The following is an 18,418-nucleotide window of genomic DNA, read 5'->3' as shown; positions in this document are numbered from 1 at the left end:
ATTTTATTTTTGATCTTTTTGCAATACCGCCATGGTCAACCGGTTGACTGAAACCAGCCGCCCCTCTTCGTTTCTGATTTCTATGCTCCATACCTGCGTGCTTTTCCCCAAATGAAACGGTCTTGCTATGCCTATGACATATCCTTCACGCATGGCACGCACATGATTGGTATTGATATCAAGGCCCACGCAGTAATATCGGCTCCTATCCACGCAAAATTGCGCGGCGGTACTGCCCACTGTTTCCGCCAGCACACAGGACGCGCCGCCGTGCATAATGCCCGCCGGTTGTTTGGTACGCTGATCCACCGGCATGCGTGCAGAAAGATAATCATCGCCGACTTCAATAAACTCTATGTTCAGATAATCTGACATGGTATTTTTGCCGCGCTCTGTCACGATGCCAAGGTCAATCTCGGATTGCCAGATTTTCATGTTTCACCTGATAAATATCCAAGCCTGATATTATACAATTGTAATCCTCATGAGGAGTGCCGGATAAAAAAACTTTTAACTCTGCCCTGAATTTATGCATGTTCGTGTTTTTACAAAACTATGCGGCGGTGTCACTCACATATGCCTCGCACAAGAAGCCCTTGGCAGACTGTCTTATGAATTCCCCCGCGCGGCGCTTGCTTTACGCGAGTAAAGCCCGTATCTTTTTATGTTCCCAAAAATAACAAGAGCGAGCGGCTGGTTAATTGATACGCAAGGATATGTAGTTCATGAAAAAAAAATTCCTGTCTGTGTTTATCTTAATTTGCTGGCAGTCTTTTGCACAGGCAGCCAACCTCCTCGAAGTCTATGAACAAGCCCAGACCAGCGATCCTGTGTTCCTGCAGGCTGTTGCCCAACGCTTGTCCACCCGGGAAGGTGTGCCTATCAGCGCAGCCGCCCTGTTGCCCAACATCGCGTTCACCGCTTCTCCTTCCGCAGACAAGGTAGGATACTCCGGCTCCAATTTTGATCCCGTGGTTGATAACTCCGGTTCTTACGTCAACCCGCGCAATCTGACACAACGCAACTTCAGCATGTCGCTTTCATTGACCCAGACCATCTTCAATTATGCCCAGTTTTCCGCTGTGGCACAGCAAGTCTCGCTCGCCAAAGGCGCGGATGCGACTTTAAACGCCGCTCTTCAAAATCTGATGATACGGGTGGCCAGTGCTTACTTTGCCATTCTGAAAGATGAAGACAACCTGAGTTACGCCGAAGCATCCAAGCTTGCGTACGCCGAACAACTGGACCAGGTCCGTCAACAATATAAAGTCGGCTTGAAAACCATCACCGATGTTTACACCGCGCAAGCATCTTATGATTCGGCCGTGGCCACCTATATCGCGGCAGAAACCACTTTAAGCAATGACCGGGAAAATTTGCGCGTCATCACCGGCGTCTATTATCCGCATCTTTCCAGCCTGAGTGACGAGTTTCCGCTCGTAAGCCCGCAGCCCAGAAACGTTGAAACGTGGGTAAAAAAAGCCGTGGCGCAAAACTGGTCCATCAAGTCCGGACAATATAATGTCTCGGCCGCGCGCGAGCAGATCAGACAGCAATATTCCGGTCATTTGCCTACTATTAATGTTCAGACGACCTTTTCGAAAGAAGTCAGCGACAACATCAACAATTACAGTTCATTTACCGAAAGAAACGGTCCCGGCACCACATCTGACCGTGGAATCGCGCTGAATGTGAATGTTCCCATCTTTTCAGGCGGCGGCGTGGTCGCGCAAACCAATCAGGCCAGTTATAACTATCAAGTCGCGCAACAACAACTGGAGCAGACCATACGCAGCACGATCAACACCACACGGCAAAGCTATCTTAGCATTGTGGCCGGCATCAGCCAGATCAAGGCTGACAAGGAAGCCATACAATCCACCATCAGCTCACTGGAAGGACTGGAAGCCAGTTACCGAGTCGGCACCGAAACCCTGGTTGACGTTTTGAATCAACAGCAAAAAGTCTTCCAGGCGCAAACGCAATATGCGACTGACCGCTATGCTTTCGTCAACAATATTCTCGCGCTGAAACAGGCGGCCGGGACCTTGAGCTTTGATGATTTAAGAGCAATCAATGCCTGGCTGATCGACAAGAAAAGAAAAACGCTGCGTCGCATGTCAGTTAAATCCCTTAGCACGACCCGGCACAACAAGACTTTGCATATGACAAAACAATAAGCGCATGCGCTTCGGGGCGAAGCCCGTCGCACTCCAGTTCGCCTGTCATTTATTAACGGAAACAATCCGGACAACACCCTGTCATCCCGCTTTCAGCGGGATGACAGGACTTCAAAATGGTTGCTAGACCGAACTTCCTTCTTTCCCCGTGAGCCTATGATATTTCTCCAGCAGTTGCTCCCGGGTCTCCGGATGACGCGCATCCTTGATTATGCAATTGACCGGACAGACGGCAACACATTGAGGCTCATCAAAATGCCCCGCGCATTCCGTGCACTTATCAGGGTGAATTTCATAAATCATTTCACCCTGATAAATGGCCGTATTCGGACAAACCGGTTCACACACATCACAATTGATGCATTCATCAGTGATGATTAACGACATAACCGTCCACACCTCATTTTACAAATCTCATCTGCCGCTGCTTTTCATACACGCATGCAAGCATGCGGAAATTTCACGGCTATTTTTCAAACTTCATTTTCAAGGCATTCGCAACATGTTCTGGCACAAATGCTGACACATCCCCGCCCAGTGACGCGATCTCCCGCACCAGACTGGATGAAATGGACATGTATTTTTCTGCCGGCATTAAAAAAATACTTTCTATAGAGGGATTCAAATGCCGGTTCATGCTGGCCAACTGAAATTCATAATCGAAATCCGTGACGGTTCTCAACCCGCGTAATATCACATTCGCACCGTGTTGCCGGGCAAAATCCAGAAGCAAGCTGTTAAATCCCGAGACAGCCACATTGGGAAACCGGCTCAACGCAGCCATGGTCAATTGCACCCTCTCCTCAAGATCAAACAGCGGCTTTTTAACTGTGCTGGCGGCAATGGCAACAATGATCCGGTCAAAAACGGTGGAAGCGCGTTCAATCAAATCCACATGCCCGAACGTGATGGGATCAAAAGTTCCCGCATAAACCGCGATATTTTTCATTTACCACTTCACCTCATGTCCGTTGTTAACCGAAATTATTACACAATCAGGTATAATTAACTAAGCATGGATAAGGTATTTTACCTGTAATTTGAATACATAATAGAGTTATGTCTATGTTTGAATTTAAAATAATCCAAGATCAATCCGGCAAGATTTCCCATATTGAAACATCTTTATGCGGCAATGATCTGTTAAGCACCCCCAAACTCAATAAAGGCTGTGCTTTTACCCAGGAAGAACGCGCGCTCTTTAATCTCTCCGGGCTCTTGCCTCCGCACGTGGAAACACTGGAAGAACAAGTAGCCCGCATGCATATGCAATACCATGAGCAACACACTAATCTGAGTAAAAACATCTACTTGAATGTATTGCATGACTATAATGAAACGCTGTTTTACAAACTGGTCAGCCAGCACCTGGAAGAAATGCTGCCCGTCATCTATACCCCCACTGTCGGGGAAGCAGTGCAGCGCTTCAGCCTCGAACACCGCAAACCCAAAGGTCTTTACATCAGTTATCCCGAGCGCGGGAATATCGGGCAAATCCTTGATAACCGTGTTCCGCCTGAAGTTGACCTGTCTGTCATCACGGATGGAGAAGCCGTACTCGGCATAGGTGACCAGGGAATTGGCGGCATCAATATCTCAACCGCCAAACTCATGGTTTATACCTTGTGCGGCGGCATCAGCCCCCACCGGGTTTTACCCATTCAACTGGACGTAGGCACCAATAACCCGCATTTGTTGAACGACCCCATGTATCTGGGATGGCGGCACGAACGCATCACGGGCCAAGAATATGATGATTTTATCGATGCATTCGTCACCACCATGGCGAAAAAATTCCCCGGCATTTTTTTGCACTGGGAAGATTTTGGACGCGATAACGCCCGCCGCATACTCAGCCGCTACCGTGACCAGGTTTGCACTTTCAATGGAGACATGCAGGGAACCGGGGTGGTCGCGCTCGCCTGTGTGCTGGCAGGCGCGAATGCGAGCGGCGTCCCATTGCGCGACCATCGTATTGTCATCATGGGCGCGGGCACAGCGGGAGCAGGTATCGCTGACCAGATTCACAACGCGTTAAAACGAACCGGCTTAAGCGAACACGACGCGCGAACCCGCTTCTGGCTGCTGGATAAACCGGGTCTTTTGACTGACAAAAGAACTCTGCTGGCTTTTCAGGCACCATACGCACGCAAACATGATGAAGTAGCCGGCTGGGAATTACGAGACCCCGATTTTATCAGCCTTTACGATGTGGTTAAAAATGTCAAGCCTACCATTCTGATCGGGTGTTCTACCGTAGCAGGCGCGTTTAGCGAAGAAATTGTCAAAACCATGGCTGAAGCCGTCGAGCGGCCTATCATCATGCCATTATCCAACCCCAATTCCCTGGCTGAAGCCATACCCGCCGATTTATTACAGTGGACAAACGGCAAAGCCATCATCGCCACGGGCAGCCCTTTTCCTGAAGTAAATTTTGCCGATAAATGGTATCGGTTTGCACAAAGCAATAATGCTTTTGCCTTTCCCGGCATTGGTCTTGGCGCTATCGCGGTCAAGGCCACGCATGTCACGGATGACATGTTATGGGCCGCCACACAAGCCTTGAGCGCCTGCTCTCCTGCCATACAAGATAAAATGGCGCCCTTGTTACCCAAGTTATCCGAAGCCAAAATGGTCAGCTTTCATGTGGCCCTGGCTGTGGCGGAACAAGCCAGAAAAGACGGCCTTACTCAACTGGACGCATCAGCCGACCTGAAGACTGTCATAAAAAAAATCACTTGGGAGCCGGAATATTACCCCTACCAAAAAGTCCGCCGTCACTGAGCATGGAACTGCTTGCATCCTTTATTTCATAAAGTCAAAATGATCGGTCTCAATCATTGTTATCATTGATCAAAAATGAATTATTCCCATCGCGCTTATCTGAACACCCTGGAAATCCTGGCCTGGCAGCAACGGAATCCCCGCGCCGCAGACTCAACCCCGGCCTGTCCGCGCTTGCCTGACTGGGCTTCCCTGCAATCCCGGGTCGCCGCCTGTACAGCCTGCGGCCTGCACTCCTCGCGGACGCAAACAGTATTTGGCACAGGCTCCCGGACAGCCAGCCTCATGGTTATCGGGGAAGCGCCAGGCTTTCATGAAGACCAGCAGGGCGAGCCTTTTGTCGGCCGCGCCGGCCAATTGCTGACTGCCATGCTCAAAAGCATCGGTTTTGAACGCAGCCAGGTCTATATCGCCAATATTCTTAAATGCAGACCGCCCAATAACCGCGACCCGCAGCCAGAGGAAGTCGCGCAATGCACGCCGTTTCTAGATCAGCAAATTATACTCATCCAGCCGGATGTCATCCTGGCCGTAGGAAGAATCGCTTCGCATTACCTGTTAAAAACCCGGTCCTCACTGGAATCATTGCGCGGCAAAGTGCATTCTTACAGCGACCGTCAGATCCCCCTCATTGTTACCTATCATCCCGCGTATTTATTGAGGAATCCCATAGACAAGAAAAAAGCCTATGTGGATTTGCGATTTGCACGAACATTGTTACAACCATCAGGAGCTTCAACAAATGGAACAATACCCCTCTCTGCCCAGCAAACGCTATCACGAACTCAGACATGAAATCCGTTCCGGTGACATTTTGTTGTGTTCAGGCAATTCTGTATTTTCAACGCTGATCAAGAAAGCCACAAACAGCGTCTGGAGCCATGTAGGATTCATTTTGCGGCTGGACGCGATTGAACGCATCATGGTACTTGAAAGCGTGGAAAGCATAGGCGTGCGCGCCATTCCCCTGAGCAATTATGTACACGATTACAACGCCACTGGTAAGGGCTATGAAGGCAAACTGATGCTGGCCCGCCACCAGGATGTCAGGGAAGAAAATATCAGCAAGCTGTCACGTTCCGCGGTGGATTTGCTGGGATACCCTTACCGCACGGAAGAAATAGTCCATATCGCCGCGCGGCTTGGTTTTCATACGCTGGGCTTGCCCGGCCAGAAAGCGGATGCGGAATCCCAACGCGCATTTATCTGTTCTGAATATGCTTATACCTGTTTCAAATCTATTGGCGTGACCATTAACTACAATACAGTCGGATTCATCTCGCCCGATGATTTTGCCAGACACGAAAAAGTGGAGCCTATCTGTTTCATCGAATCCGAGGCCGGCCAGCGCAAACCCGCAAACCTGCTGAATCACTTGAAAGTCGCCAAATAAACCGGCCTGGCGCCAGCGAGGACGTTTATTGCCCTGGTACGGTGCGTCCTCGCGCAATCAACCATGCGGCCCCTGAACGCCAGGGCTGGCGGCGCATTAGAATATTTCCGGCATATCCAGTCTGCGGTATTCAGAAATGATGTTTAACTCCGCGGGTTCAGTGGTCGGAATGAGATGAATGTGGTGTTGATCGATTTCATACACTGAAATGATATCATCGATAGACAAATTGTCATCGCAATGCCGCTCCATCAGCGCAAGACATAACTCTTCTTTGGCGCGGGCCAGCACTTCAGGCTTGGATGTTCCCACATAAAATGCGGTTTCATGCACTTCGCCAAAATACCCAGGCTTGTAAGCGCCAAAATTCACGAAAAATAATTTTTTATCATCTGCCGGCGCTTCCCTGCTGATCACGATCTCATGACCGTCTACGTATTTAAGCTCCACTGTTGAGTCGATGTGCAGACGCTTTTTGCTGCCAAACCATTTTCCTATCAGCTTAGGGTAGGTTTCTTCCAGCGTGCGTCCCGCCACGAAAACCACATCATGCAATTCTATATTGCAGCCATTTGCGCGGCCGCCCAGTAACACAGCAAATAGTTTCATTATCAGACACCTCTCGTTTAAAACGTTTCGCGCCGCTGTTAACGAATCAATTGCGAACTGATGGCACTGCTTACCAATTCAATCTGTTTGCTGAGTGCTCCCCGGTTGCGGGAAATGACCTGCAAGGCCCGCGCACCCATTTGTTCGCGCTCCTGCGGATGCCGCATCAAATTCATGAGGCCTTCCGCAAGCGACTGCGCATCCGTCACTTTATTCAGAGCGTTTGCGGCTACAAATAACTCACTGATTTCTGCAAAATTAAACAAATGCGGCCCGGTCAGTATCGGCTTGCCCAGCGCTCCGGGCTCCAGCATATTATGCCCTCCGCGCGGAATCAGACTGCCCGCAACAAACGCCACATCAGATGCGCCGTACATAAGCAGCAGTTCTCCCATCGTGTCACCCAGATAAACGGCTGTATCGGGCGTGCATTTCTCTTGCCGGCTGCGGCGCGCTGTCATAAACATCTGCGCGGCCAGATGCGCGATCGCATCGAATCGGGCAGGATGGCGCGGCACAAGAATCAACAAGGCACTGGGGTTTTGCGCCCGTATCAACTCATGCGCGGCAAGAATGATTTCTTCCTCGCCTTCATGTGTGCTGGCGGCTATCCAGACAAACCGCGCGCCGCCCATCTCCGCGCGCAGGGAAGCGCTGCGCTCCTGCAAATCCTGCGGCAATTCGATATCAAATTTTATATTTCCCGTGGTAATCATGCGTTCCCTGTAGGCGCCCAGTGCTACAAACCGTTCCGCATCCGCCTGCCCATGCGCCGCAATCAAATCAATTCTCCTCAGCATTTCCCTGGCCAGAGATGCAATCCGCCCATACCCCTTCGCGGATTTTTCCGAAAGCCGGGCATTCACGAGACAAACGGGTATTTTGCGGCGGCTGCAAGCAGCCAGTAAATTCGGCCATAATTCGGTTTCCATGATCACGCACACGACAGGATGCATAGTGGCGATAAAACGCTGCATCGCGCCCGGCAAGTCATAGGGAATATACGCATGCTTCACACTGTCGCCAAACGCGGATTTGACCCGTTCCGCGCCTGTAGGCGTCATGGTTGTCACCAGCAGAGGCACATGGGGATAGCGCGCCTTCAGGCCTTTGATCAGGGGGATAGCGGCAAGCGTCTCACCCACTGACACGGCATGCACCCAGATGCATTTTTCCAGCCTGAAGGGATAATATCCCAGCCGTTCGCCCAGGCGTTCGCGGTATTCCGGCTGATTCCGTGACTTCCACCACAAGCGCAGAAAAACAAACGGTAATGCAAGATAAAACAAGAAGGTATACAGGTATCGCACGTTTAATGTCCCGGTGCCCGTCAATTAATATTCATATAGTCCGTGCGGTCTCAACCCGCGCAAACGAGGGCTAATGTTGCAAGATCAGCCTGGCATTTGCAAGTCATGATGCTGCCCTGCCGCGTGAGCCGGCAGCCTGGAGCGGTACTGATAGTTTTGCCCCCCTCTATTGAAAATGATAGAATCTCGCAAATTTGAATTCAGCCAGGGATAACATGCAATACCCACTGCCGCAGTCATTACCCGATTTTGGCACCGCTTCGGTCCTCGTGATCGGCGATGTCATGCTTGACCGTTACTGGTTCGGAGATACGTCACGAATTTCCCCCGAGGCGCCGGTTCCCATTGTGAAAATTGAAGGCGCGGATAATCGTCCGGGCGGAGCGGGTAATGTCGCGCTGAATATCGCTGCCCTGGGTGCGAAAACCACGTTGCTCGGCATCACCGGCAACGACGAGGCCGCTGGCCTGCTGGACCGCCAGTTGACTGCCGCCGGGGTGATCCATGATTTATGCAGGCTGGACAACCTTTCCACCATCATCAAGCTGCGCGTGATCAGCCGGCATCAGCAATTATTACGCATGGATTTCGAAGAAAAAGTCGTTGCTTCCAGCAAGGATTTGCTGATCGAGCGCTGCAGAAAATACCTGGGCGGCGCGAACCTTTTGATCCTGTCAGACTATAAAAAGGGCACCTTGTCCAACCCCCAGGCCTTGATACAGCTCGCGCGCGAAGCCGGCGTGCCCGTTCTTGTAGATCCCAAGGGACAGGATTTCAGTATTTACCGGCATGCGAATATCATTACCCCGAACTTCAAGGAATTCGAAGCGGTGGTGGGTTACTGTGGAAGCGAGCAGGAAATACTTCAAAAAGGCCGTGAATTACTCGCCCGCTATGCCATTGATACGCTTCTCGTCACCCGCGGGGAAGACGGAATGACGCTCATAGAGAAAGACTCTTCCCTGCATTTGCCCGCTTATGCACGAGAAGTCCTGGATGTGACTGGCGCCGGCGACACCGTTATCAGCATGCTGGGCACCGCCGTCGCGGCCGGCATGGCTCTGCCGCAAGCCACCGCGCTCGCCAATCTAGCAGCCAGTATCGCCGTTGGCAAACTGGGTGCCGCTATCGTGAGCACACCCGAACTGCAAGTCGCCCTGACGGGCAAAACCAGTTTTGCCACTGGCATCATGAATGAAGAGCAATTGCTTAGAGCTGTCAAGGAAGCCCGCGCCCAAGGAAAAAGAATTATCTTCACCAACGGCTGCTTCGACATCATCCACGCAGGCCATGTCACCTGCCTGCAAATGGCCAAACAACTGGGCGACTTCCTGGTTGTAGCCGTCAATGACGATGCTTCCATACAAAAGCTGAAAGGCCCCAGCCGCCCCGTCAACCACCTGGAACACCGTATGACGGTGTTGGCTGGTTTGGATGCCGTGGATTGGGTCGTGCCTTTTGCCGATGACACGCCTGAACGGCTTCTGCGCATTCTTAAACCGGATGTGCTGGTCAAGGGCGGCGAATACCGGCTGGACCAGGTGGTAGGCGCAGACATTGTGCGCTCGTACGGCGGTGAGGTGCGAATACTGGGAAACAAGATTTCCTCTAGCAGCACCATTATCAACCGCATTCTGGATCTCGCGGGAGAAACAGGCAATAACCTGGATGAGGCTCGCCAATATGGCTGAAACCGGGAATCTTTACATCATCGCCGCCCCTTCCGGCGCCGGCAAGACCTCGCTGGTCAAAGCTGTGGTGGATTCCATTCCTAAAATCACGGTGTCCATTTCCCATACCACCCGTCCCAAACGCCCCGGAGAGACGCACGGCGTCAATTATTATTTCGTGGACAATATGGAATTCCAGCGCATGATAGAACATCATGATTTTCTTGAGCATGCGATGATTTTCGGCAACCAGTACGGCACTTCAAAAAGCTGGGTGGAGAAAACACTGGCACAAGGAATGGATGTCATACTGGAAATTGACTGGCAGGGGCAGCAGCAAATCAAGCGCCTGTTTCCTCAATCAACAGGAATTTTTATACTTCCTCCCTCCTTGAATGATTTGCAAGACCGGCTGATCAAACGCAATCAAGACCATCCTGAAGTTATCAAAAAACGGCTGGCGGATGTGCAAGAAACGGTTTCTCATATTCACGAATTTGATTATGTCGTGGTCAACGATGAATTTTCCCGCGCCCAGCATGACATCACCGTCATTATCGAAGCGGGACGACTGGTGCAAAAACGCCAGGCATCCCGGTATGCCAAACTGATCGATGAACTCGTCACTATCCGCCCGGCCTGATAAGCCTGGGAGAGATTGCGCCTATTTTGCCAAATAAATCAGCGTCATGCCCTGCGCCGGTGGAAACGCCCGATGAAACATACCTTTTTAAGATAAATTCTTGTATCATATGTGGCTTTCTGTGAACCATAAAAGTTAAAGGTATAGACCATGGCGAGAGTGACAGTTGAAGATTGCTTGAAGAACGTCAAAAACCGGTTTGAATTGGTTATTGTGGCAGCCAAACGGGCACGCCAGTTAATGCGCGGCAAAGAACCCCGGGTGGATTGGGACAATGACAAGCCCACGGTGGTCGCCTTACGGGAAATCGCTGCGGGTTATACCAGCATGCAGAATGTGAACATGATGGAATCCCAGGAAGAACAACTGGGAAGCATATCCAATTCGCATCATGGCAGCGAATCCCACGATACGGCCATCGATCACGAAACCACTATCGCTCACCCGGCAACACCCTCTGACGAAGAATAAAATCATGCGCCTGAAAACTCTAGCTTCCTTATTGCTGGCCGGCACGCTGTCGGCTTCCATGCTGGTTTACGCCAAAGAACCCGTCAATTTGGCATTCATCAAAAAAGACCTCAAGCATTATCACGATTCCGGCGAATATGATCATGACATCAGCAGCATGATGCAGCAAGCCATGCGCTATCTGGAAATGCGTATCGACCAAGGAAAATTTCACGGTAAAAAGCCTGCCATAGTCCTGGATATTGATGAAACCTCATTATCAAATTATCCCGACATGGTCAGGCTGGATTTTGGCGGCACGCTGGAAGAAATTCGCCAGGATGAAGACAAGGGCGAGGATGAAGCCATCGCGCCAACGCTGAAACTGTATCGGTATGCCAAAGCCAATCAAATCGCCGTGTTTTTCATCACCGGCAGGCAGGAAGAAGAACGCGAAGTCACTGAAAAAAACCTGAAAAAAGCCGGGTATGTCAATCATGACGGATTAATCCTGCGCGCCGGAGAATATAAAAAGGCGCCGGCATCAGTTTACAAGATCGCCATGCGCAAACAGCTGGCCGATCAAGGGTATGACATCCTCCTGAATATCGGCGACCAAAAGAGCGATTTGCGCGGCGGATACGCAGACAAGACTTACAAGCTGCCTAATCCCTATTACCACATTCCGTGACTTGCTGTTCCGGTTTCCTCGCATAGGATTTCCTGCCAGTATACAGGTCTTCTAAAACATCTCCTGTGTTATGTTGCCAGCTTAAGAATCCTTGGGAGCAGTGCCTTTTCTGGATTCCGCTGCTTCTTTTTCCCGCAGGACTTGTTCAGCCCTAAGCTCGGCTTCTCTTGCCTTGGCAGTGGCCAGCTCGGCTTCAGCCTGCAATTTCGCGACGCGCTCCGCCGCTTCTTTCAACTCCTGCTGATGCCGCGCTTCCAATTCACGTTTTGCAAGCTCCGCCGCCTCCAGAAGTTTTTGCCGCGCCTCAGCTTCCCGCACGGCCTGTTCATGCCTGGATTCCAGCTCGCGTTTCGCGCGCTCTGCCAAATCAAGCTGTCTTTGACGTTCTTCAGCGTCTCTAAGCACTCTCTCGTGCTGCAAGACCAGTTCACGCTTCGCATCTTCAGCCGCCTGCAACTCCCGGCGATGAAGCTCCGCTTCCCTTAACGCCTGCTCATGCTGTTCCGCGAGAACATTTTTTTCACGATCCACCGCGGTGAACCTTTCCCGTTCATGATGCAATTCATCCATGATGCGCAATGTTGTGTTCCTGACTTCCTGAGTTTCAGCAAGCAGCAGGTTTTTGTCATGCTCCAGATTTAGCGCGCGCTGTTCGTGCTGGTACGCATTCGCGGCATGCTGCTGTATTTGCAGCATTTGCCGCATGCTGGTATTGATTTTCCGCAAGCCGGTCTGGGTATTTTCCAGTCCCGCCTTGGTGGTGGACAAACTATCAATTTTTTTCTGCTGGGCACGCGATACCGTGTAATTGATGACTACCGCAAGCGTACCAACCGCGACCGCGCCGGCAATAATGCCCAGCATCGCCCAACCTACCGGATTGGACAAGAGAGCGCCCGCCGCCGCTGCGCCCGCAACGAAAGACATAATACCTACGCCTATCGCAACGCCTGCCGTCGCGCCGCCCAAAAAATCCAGGGCACGGTTGCCCAGTTTTTGAAAAAACACTCTGGGGCTGTGAAACCAGCCTTTTTCCGCTTTTACCGGAGTGACCCTGGCAATGTGACGGTGATGCTCCTGGTGCGCAGATCCCGGAACATCTCTGAGCCGGTCTATTCGCGCCTTGCAACTACGAATACGCTGTTCGACATCATGGGTGCGCAAATAGGTTTCGTAGCGGGCCGCCGGCGTATGGGGATTGTCCGGATCCATGGTTTTTTTGACTGCCGCAAGCGGCTTCAGGCGATTCAGCGACTCTTCCATTTCACAGACATGCGCATATAGCATCTCCCTGTCCGGCTTGACCGCAGCATGGCTTTCCAGGGAGTCCACCAGCGTTTCCAGCATGTCAATATCAGTATTCCTTTGAAATTCATCCATGCTTTCATCCACCAGCCGGTTCACTTCACTGGTCAGGTGTTTTTCTTCCTGGTGCTTCTTGCGAATATCCCAGACAGTCTTTGCTGTATAGGCGATCGCTCCCGCAGCAAGCAGACCGATAATGAGAAAGTGTGCGGTCGGAACCAGCGCCATAATGCCCACCAGAGTGCCGGCGCCCAATAAAACTCCCCAAAGAATTTTCATGGCATATCCGCCTAGCCGCTGGCGGGTGGGAAAAGCCAGATGCCTTTTTGCGCTTTTCAATTGCGCAGGCTCGACCTGGAGGGGTTCCACAGGATGCCCATGCCCATCGTCAGCCGGGTGAGCTGACCGTAACAGCGGCTGGCGCGGGGCAAGCAGACGCTGTCTTTCTTCTTCAATCTCGCGCGCATCTTCATCAACGCTCAAACTGTGACGACGCCGCGCTTCGTCAGACAATCTGTCATTCCTGTTTTCAGTCATGCTTACGTCCTCTCAGTTCTTTGCTTAAAAAACGCCGCAAGTTAACGAACAACGCGAGACTCGCCATCCGTTTGATATCTTTTGTTAATTATAAATCAAATTCACGGTAAATTTTTTAATGAAATCTTATCAAGGCGCCTCGACGCCTGATCAAAAACTTCTTTGGATTCGGCGTCCAGCCACTCAAGGTTGTTCCAGGAACGCAGCCAGGTCATTTGGCGTTTTGCCAGTTGACGGGTCGCCGCGACAGCTTTTTCACGCATGTCGTCATAACCCACGTCGCCAGCCAGGTATTCCCATATTTGCCGATAGCCGACCGAACGCATGGAGGGTAAATCCGGAGACAAATCAGTCCGTAAAAATAAACGCCGCACTTCCTCCACTAACCCTGATGAAAGCATTTGGTCAAAGCGCAATGCGATCCGCTCATGAAGGCGCAAGCGGTCTGACGGCGCCAGGGCAAGCTGATAAACATGATATCCGGATAACGGGCGGGTCTGGTCCCTCAGCCAGGAAGACAGGTTTTTACCGGTCAGAAGAAAAACTTCCAGAGCGCGCTGGATCCGCTGGCTGTCAGACGGATGAATGCGCCGCGCCGCCGCGGGATCCACACTGGATAAATAGGCATGCAATGCTTCCCAGCCTTCCTGGCGGGCGCGTGACTGCAATTCATGCCGCAGTGCATGATCGGCCTGCGGCAGTTCAGCCAATCCCTGCAACAAGATGCGGAAATACATCATTGTGCCGCCTACCAGCAGGGGAATTTTATTCCCGGCAAGTATGTCGTCGATTTCGCGCAGTGCATCACGTCTGAATTGTCCCGCAGAATAAGCTTCCCGCGGATCAAGAATATCAATCAAACGATGCGGAGCGGCGCTCAGAGTTTCCTTGTCCGGCTTGGCGGTACCGATATCCATGCCTCGATAAATCATCGCCGAATCCACACTGATAATTTCACAGGGAAACTGCTGAACCAGTTTTATTGCAAGCGGCGTCTTGCCCGATGCGGTAGGCCCCATCAGACAGATAACAGGTTTTTGAACCGTATCGCTGCTCATTCATGGTCCTTTAATGACACGGGAATCAACGGCCGCGCATAAATAATTTGTCCAGATCATCCATGGACAGCCGCACACAAGTCGGACGACCATGGTTGCATTGGCCGCTGTGTTCAGTTTTCTCCATATCCCTCAAAAGCGCGTTCATTTCCGGAACCGTGAGTTTACGGTGCGCGCGCACGGAACTGCGGCAAGCCAGCGTTCCCAGCAGCCGGTGAATAGTTTCCTGCGCGCGCGTGCTTGCGCCCTGGTCCAGAAGGTCCGCAAGAATATCGCGTATCAATTGCTCAATCGGTCCGTGCGCCAACAATTGCGGCACCGCCCGCAACGCCAAAGTTTCCTTGCCAATACGCTGCAGATTAAAACCCAGCTTCACAAAAAGTTCTTGCGCTGAATCCGCCAGATCAGCTTCTCTTTCACTGACCGAGAGGGTGAGAGGGACCAGCAGGGCTTGTACCGGAAGTGAGTGAACTGAAAGTTCCGCCTTCATTTTTTCATACAGGATACGCTCATGCGCGGCATGCATGTCTACCATCACCAGGCCCTGGTCATTTTCCGCAAGGATGTAAATACCCTGAAGCTGCCCCAGCGCATAACCCAGTGAAGGAACAGGAGCGTGACCGGCAGGCGCCGGCGGCGGGTCATCGGCGCGTAAAGCCTGATAAATCGCCATTTTTTCCTGAATGACTTCTGCATGCTTGTCATGACAGGCAGACACGCTCTGCGGCCTTTCATTCAAAACAGGAGCGGCGGACGGCGCGCATACGGTATGCGGCGCCGCGTTTAGGCGCTCATCGCCAGGACGCGTGTTTGCCAGGGCATCATGCACCGCCCTGGAAATGAAATCATGCACAAGACGGCCGTCACGGAACCGCACTTCGTGTTTAGCCGGATGGACATTCACGTCCACCTGTGTGGACAAGATCTCCAGAAAAAGAATATACGCCGGGTGCCGGTCACGATAGAGAACATCATGGTAAGCGCGCTTGAGCGCATGAATGACCAGTTTGTCCCTGACCATACGTCCATTCACATAAAAATATTGCAAATCAGTCTGACTGCGGGAAAAAGACGGCAGTGCAATCCAGCCGGAAAGACGCATGCCTGCACCCTCGGCATCCAGGTGCAGCGCATGTTCTACAAATATCTTGCCGCAGAGCGCCGCCAGACGCTCTTCCGCCTGCAGGCGTGAGGAAGCAGGATGATACTGCCTGACCTGGCGCTGGTTGTGCTTCAGCGTAAATCCGGTCTCAAACGATGCCAAAGCCATCCGTTTGATTAAATCATCAATATGATCGAATTCCGTTTTTTCAGCACGCAAAAACTTGCGGCGCGCCGGGGTATTAAAAAACAGGTCCCGGACTTCGACGGTGGTTCCGCGCGGATGAGCAGCTGGAGCCACTTCCGGCTCCCCGTCACCCGCCACGGCAATTTGCCAGCCGGGGCTTTTATCTACGGCCGAAGCAAGCACCAGGCGTGAAACCGAACCCACACTGGCCAGAGCTTCCCCGCGGAATCCCAGCGTCATGATCCTGGCCAGATCCTCGGATCGATGTATCTTGCTGGTTGCATGACGGCTCAGCGCCAGCGGCAAATCTTCATGGTGAATGCCGCTGCCATTGTCTCGCACGCGTATCAGGCTGGCTCCGCCCTGTTCAATCTCGATGTCTATCCGGGTGGCGCCGGCATCCATGCTGTTTTCCACCAGTTCCTTGACCACAGATGCCGGACGTTCAATGACTTCGCCGGCCGCAATCTGATTGGCCAGAAGCGGAGTCAGCTTTTGGATTCGTTTAATCATGCGTTTCACCGCTATACAAGGATGCCTAACGATAAGATTTGCAGACTCCCGGGTCAAGTCCCTATGCCCGTCCGGCACGCCGGTCTGTGGTTTTATCACTGTAGAAACCCGGAGTTTACTGCCTCTTCACGGCGTATTGTTGAACATAGCGGGAAATCCCCAGGCTCAAGGCCTGGGCAAGCCTGTCCTGATACACCGGATCCGCCAGCCGTTTTTCTTCAGCTGGATTCGTGATAAATCCGGTTTCCACCAGAACGGAAGGAATATCCGGAGACTTGAGAACGACAAATGGAGCGCGCTCCACATGAGTGTAATGCAGCGAAGAAACATCATCCAGCGCATCCAGCACCTTATTACCCAGACGGATACTGTCCTGAATGGTGGCGGTTTGCGCAAGATCCAGCAGCACCGAACGCAGGACAGGGTCGCGATCCGCCACCGCATCCAGCTCCACTCCCCCCAGCTCGGAATAATTGTCCCGCTGCGCTAGCCAGCGCGCGGCTTCGTTGCTGGCGCCGCGCTGGGACAACGCATAGACAGATGCGCCGGTCGCATCATTCTCATAATAAGCATCTGCGTGAATAGCGACGAACAAATCAGCCTTTCCGCGGCGCGCAAGCATCAGCCGTTCGCGCAGCGGCACAAAATAATCTTTGCTGCGTGTCAGCACGGCGCGCATGTTCGCTTGTTCATTGATTTTTTTCGCCAGTTTTTTTGCAATGCCCAGCACAATATCTTTTTCTTTTGTTCCTCTGGATCCCAGCGCGCCAGAATCCTTGCCTCCATGTCCGGCGTCTATGACCACAATAAAGGTATGCGGTTTTTTCGCCTCCGTGCCCTGCCGCTGCGCACTCGTCTCGACAACAGTGGTTTCAGCTGCGTCCGTCTGTCTTTTGCTTAACTCAGAAGTGAAGGTATGGAATGAATTCATCACGCTTTTTTCAAACAATTGCCGCAATTCCGGACGCGCAGCAGGCTTGACGGTATGCTGCGCGGCGGACGCGGCTGTTTTTTTCACCGTAAGAATATCCAGCTGCAAGCGTGCGCCCCCGTCTTCTTCCGCGGGCAAAAATCGAACGGCGTAATCCGCGGGGCCGCTGACATTAAACACAAAACGCAGCGTGCCGTTCCCCGCATCCTGTAAATCGATAGATTTCACGTTTGAACCATGCAAAACCGCATCCTGCATGCTGAAGTTGCGATAAGTATCGGCAAATTCAATTTCCACGCGGTCCGGATCGGGAATATATTTCACACGGCCATAGGTTTTTCGACTGAGAGTAAAGGTAAAATGCGAAACGGTTTGCGACGGCTTGATCAGAAGGCCCAGAAGATAAACCGGCTCGGCTGCGAGCAGCGTAAACGGCAGCCACACCATAAGTAATGCGAGAGTCATGCGCCTCATGAACCATTCCCTTACAACAATTTTAAAATCTCATCACCGCGCTGTGAACGGGCTTCAAGCCTCAAACTTCTTCCTTCCGGCTCAATCGCGATATGACAGATCAGGTCCGCCTCCGGCAATACAGGATAACCTTTTTCCGGCCATTCAATCAGGCACACGGAGCCAGGATCGAAATACTCCGCGATGCCGATATGCATGAGTTCTTCGGGATGATCCAATCGATAAAAATCAAAATGAAATATTTTTTTCCCCGATACCTCATAAGGCTCTACCAGAGTAAATGTGGGACTTTTCACCTTGCCCTGATAGCCCAGGCCCCGGAGAAATCCGCGCGTGAGCGTGGTTTTTCCGGCGCCCAGCTGCCCATCCAGGTAAAGTATCACACCGCTTTTGACAGCTTGCGCAAGCCTGACGCCAAACGCGAGTGTCGCGCCTTCGTTGGTTAAGTGCGTTGTAAAACGGATGTGCTTATTCATGGAAGGTAAGTTATCACAGAACATTCATGCTGAATATTCTCTGCATACAAATGACAGCCAGCGGCCAGATGTCCTTCAGTACCAGGTTATCATTCCGGCGCACCTC

The 18,418-nt window shown here is 51.9% G+C and carries 18 protein-coding genes; 8 read left to right on the top strand and 10 right to left on the bottom strand.

The window, feature by feature from the left end; translation table 11 throughout:
* Positions 1–3: 3 nt before the first annotated feature.
* Positions 4–435 (bottom strand): hotdog fold thioesterase, encoded by a 432-nt coding sequence (locus AQULUS_RS01635; protein ID WP_148337997.1) that lies wholly within the window; start codon positions 433–435, stop codon positions 4–6.
* Positions 436–725: 290 nt separating this feature from the next.
* Between AQULUS_RS01635 and AQULUS_RS01630 the strand changes: the two genes are divergently transcribed.
* Positions 726–2,180: a TolC family outer membrane protein gene (locus AQULUS_RS01630; protein WP_148337996.1), complete on the top strand. Its 1,455-nt coding sequence runs from the start codon at positions 726–728 to the stop codon at positions 2,178–2,180.
* A 123-nt stretch (positions 2,181–2,303) separates the two neighbouring features.
* On the opposite strand, the gene AQULUS_RS01625 is transcribed toward AQULUS_RS01630, so the two are convergent.
* Positions 2,304–2,567, bottom strand: coding sequence for a YfhL family 4Fe-4S dicluster ferredoxin (locus AQULUS_RS01625; RefSeq protein WP_148337994.1), 264 nt, complete (start codon positions 2,565–2,567; stop codon positions 2,304–2,306).
* A 79-nt stretch (positions 2,568–2,646) separates the two neighbouring features.
* On the bottom strand, positions 2,647–3,129 hold the full coding sequence (gene coaD / locus AQULUS_RS01620; protein ID WP_148337992.1) for a pantetheine-phosphate adenylyltransferase: 483 nt from the start codon (positions 3,127–3,129) through the stop codon (positions 2,647–2,649).
* Between the two features lie 116 nt (positions 3,130–3,245).
* Here coaD and AQULUS_RS01615 point away from each other — a divergent pair, with 116 nt between their 5' ends.
* The 3 genes from AQULUS_RS01615 to AQULUS_RS01605 all read left to right on the top strand — a co-directional run bounded on the left by AQULUS_RS01615 (position 3,246) and on the right by AQULUS_RS01605 (position 6,357).
* A complete protein-coding gene (locus AQULUS_RS01615) occupies positions 3,246–4,964 on the top strand; it encodes an NAD-dependent malic enzyme (RefSeq protein ID WP_148337990.1) in 1,719 nt (572 codons plus the stop codon).
* A gap of 75 nt (positions 4,965–5,039) precedes the next feature.
* Complete coding sequence (locus AQULUS_RS01610) at positions 5,040–5,759, top strand: uracil-DNA glycosylase (protein WP_148337988.1); 720 nt, start codon at positions 5,040–5,042, stop codon at positions 5,757–5,759.
* Positions 5,707–6,357 (top strand): YiiX/YebB-like N1pC/P60 family cysteine hydrolase, encoded by a 651-nt coding sequence (locus AQULUS_RS01605; protein WP_148337986.1) that lies wholly within the window; start codon positions 5,707–5,709, stop codon positions 6,355–6,357. The genes AQULUS_RS01610 and AQULUS_RS01605 overlap by 53 nt, the downstream gene beginning before the upstream one ends.
* 96 nt (positions 6,358–6,453) lie before the next feature.
* Here the strand turns inward: AQULUS_RS01605 and AQULUS_RS01600 are convergent, their stop codons facing one another.
* Both AQULUS_RS01600 and waaA read right to left on the bottom strand, forming a co-directional pair.
* Positions 6,454–6,966, bottom strand: coding sequence for a DUF1543 domain-containing protein (locus AQULUS_RS01600; RefSeq protein WP_148337984.1), 513 nt, complete (start codon positions 6,964–6,966; stop codon positions 6,454–6,456).
* 38 nt (positions 6,967–7,004) lie between these two features.
* Complete coding sequence (gene waaA, locus AQULUS_RS01595) at positions 7,005–8,276, bottom strand: lipid IV(A) 3-deoxy-D-manno-octulosonic acid transferase (protein WP_148337982.1); 1,272 nt, start codon at positions 8,274–8,276, stop codon at positions 7,005–7,007.
* Between the two features lie 215 nt (positions 8,277–8,491).
* On the opposite strand from waaA, the gene hldE reads away from it, so the two are divergent.
* The 4 genes from hldE to AQULUS_RS01575 all read left to right on the top strand — a co-directional run bounded on the left by hldE (position 8,492) and on the right by AQULUS_RS01575 (position 11,730).
* Positions 8,492–9,967: a bifunctional D-glycero-beta-D-manno-heptose-7-phosphate kinase/D-glycero-beta-D-manno-heptose 1-phosphate adenylyltransferase HldE gene (gene hldE, locus AQULUS_RS01590; protein WP_232051812.1), complete on the top strand. Its 1,476-nt coding sequence runs from the start codon at positions 8,492–8,494 to the stop codon at positions 9,965–9,967.
* Positions 9,960–10,589: a guanylate kinase gene (gene gmk / locus AQULUS_RS01585; RefSeq protein WP_148337980.1), complete on the top strand. Its 630-nt coding sequence runs from the start codon at positions 9,960–9,962 to the stop codon at positions 10,587–10,589. Before hldE ends, gmk begins: the two co-directional genes overlap by 8 nt.
* A gap of 150 nt (positions 10,590–10,739) precedes the next feature.
* Positions 10,740–11,060, top strand: coding sequence for a DNA-directed RNA polymerase subunit omega (rpoZ, locus tag AQULUS_RS13175; protein ID WP_148337978.1), 321 nt, complete (start codon positions 10,740–10,742; stop codon positions 11,058–11,060).
* A gap of 4 nt (positions 11,061–11,064) precedes the next feature.
* Entirely contained in the window at positions 11,065–11,730 is a 666-nt protein-coding gene (locus tag AQULUS_RS01575) for an HAD family acid phosphatase (RefSeq protein ID WP_148337976.1), read from the top strand.
* Between the two features lie 81 nt (positions 11,731–11,811).
* On the opposite strand, the gene AQULUS_RS01570 is transcribed toward AQULUS_RS01575, so the two are convergent.
* The 5 genes from AQULUS_RS01570 to tsaE all read right to left on the bottom strand — a co-directional run bounded on the left by AQULUS_RS01570 (position 11,812) and on the right by tsaE (position 18,312).
* The gene (locus AQULUS_RS01570; protein ID WP_148337974.1) at positions 11,812–13,572 is read right to left on the bottom strand and encodes a coiled-coil domain-containing protein; all 1,761 of its coding nucleotides are present in this window, start codon (positions 13,570–13,572) and stop codon (positions 11,812–11,814) included.
* 101 nt (positions 13,573–13,673) lie between these two features.
* A complete protein-coding gene (gene miaA / locus AQULUS_RS01565) occupies positions 13,674–14,591 on the bottom strand; it encodes a tRNA (adenosine(37)-N6)-dimethylallyltransferase MiaA (protein WP_408608948.1) in 918 nt (305 codons plus the stop codon).
* A 64-nt stretch (positions 14,592–14,655) separates the two neighbouring features.
* Entirely contained in the window at positions 14,656–16,431 is a 1,776-nt protein-coding gene (gene mutL / locus AQULUS_RS01560; RefSeq protein ID WP_148337970.1) for a DNA mismatch repair endonuclease MutL, read from the bottom strand.
* Positions 16,432–16,546: 115 nt separating this feature from the next.
* The gene (locus AQULUS_RS01555) at positions 16,547–17,836 is read right to left on the bottom strand and encodes an N-acetylmuramoyl-L-alanine amidase (protein ID WP_232051811.1); all 1,290 of its coding nucleotides are present in this window, start codon (positions 17,834–17,836) and stop codon (positions 16,547–16,549) included.
* Between the two features lie 11 nt (positions 17,837–17,847).
* Complete coding sequence (gene tsaE / locus AQULUS_RS01550) at positions 17,848–18,312, bottom strand: tRNA (adenosine(37)-N6)-threonylcarbamoyltransferase complex ATPase subunit type 1 TsaE (RefSeq protein ID WP_148337967.1); 465 nt, start codon at positions 18,310–18,312, stop codon at positions 17,848–17,850.
* Between the last annotated feature and the right edge of the window lie 106 nt (positions 18,313–18,418).

The sequence above is a fragment of the Aquicella siphonis genome, from assembly GCF_902459485.1.
Lineage (GTDB): Bacteria > Pseudomonadota > Gammaproteobacteria > DSM-16500 > DSM-16500 > Aquicella > Aquicella siphonis.
Note: the sequence above shows the minus strand (reverse complement) of the source record. Positions and strands in the feature narration are given on the sequence as shown.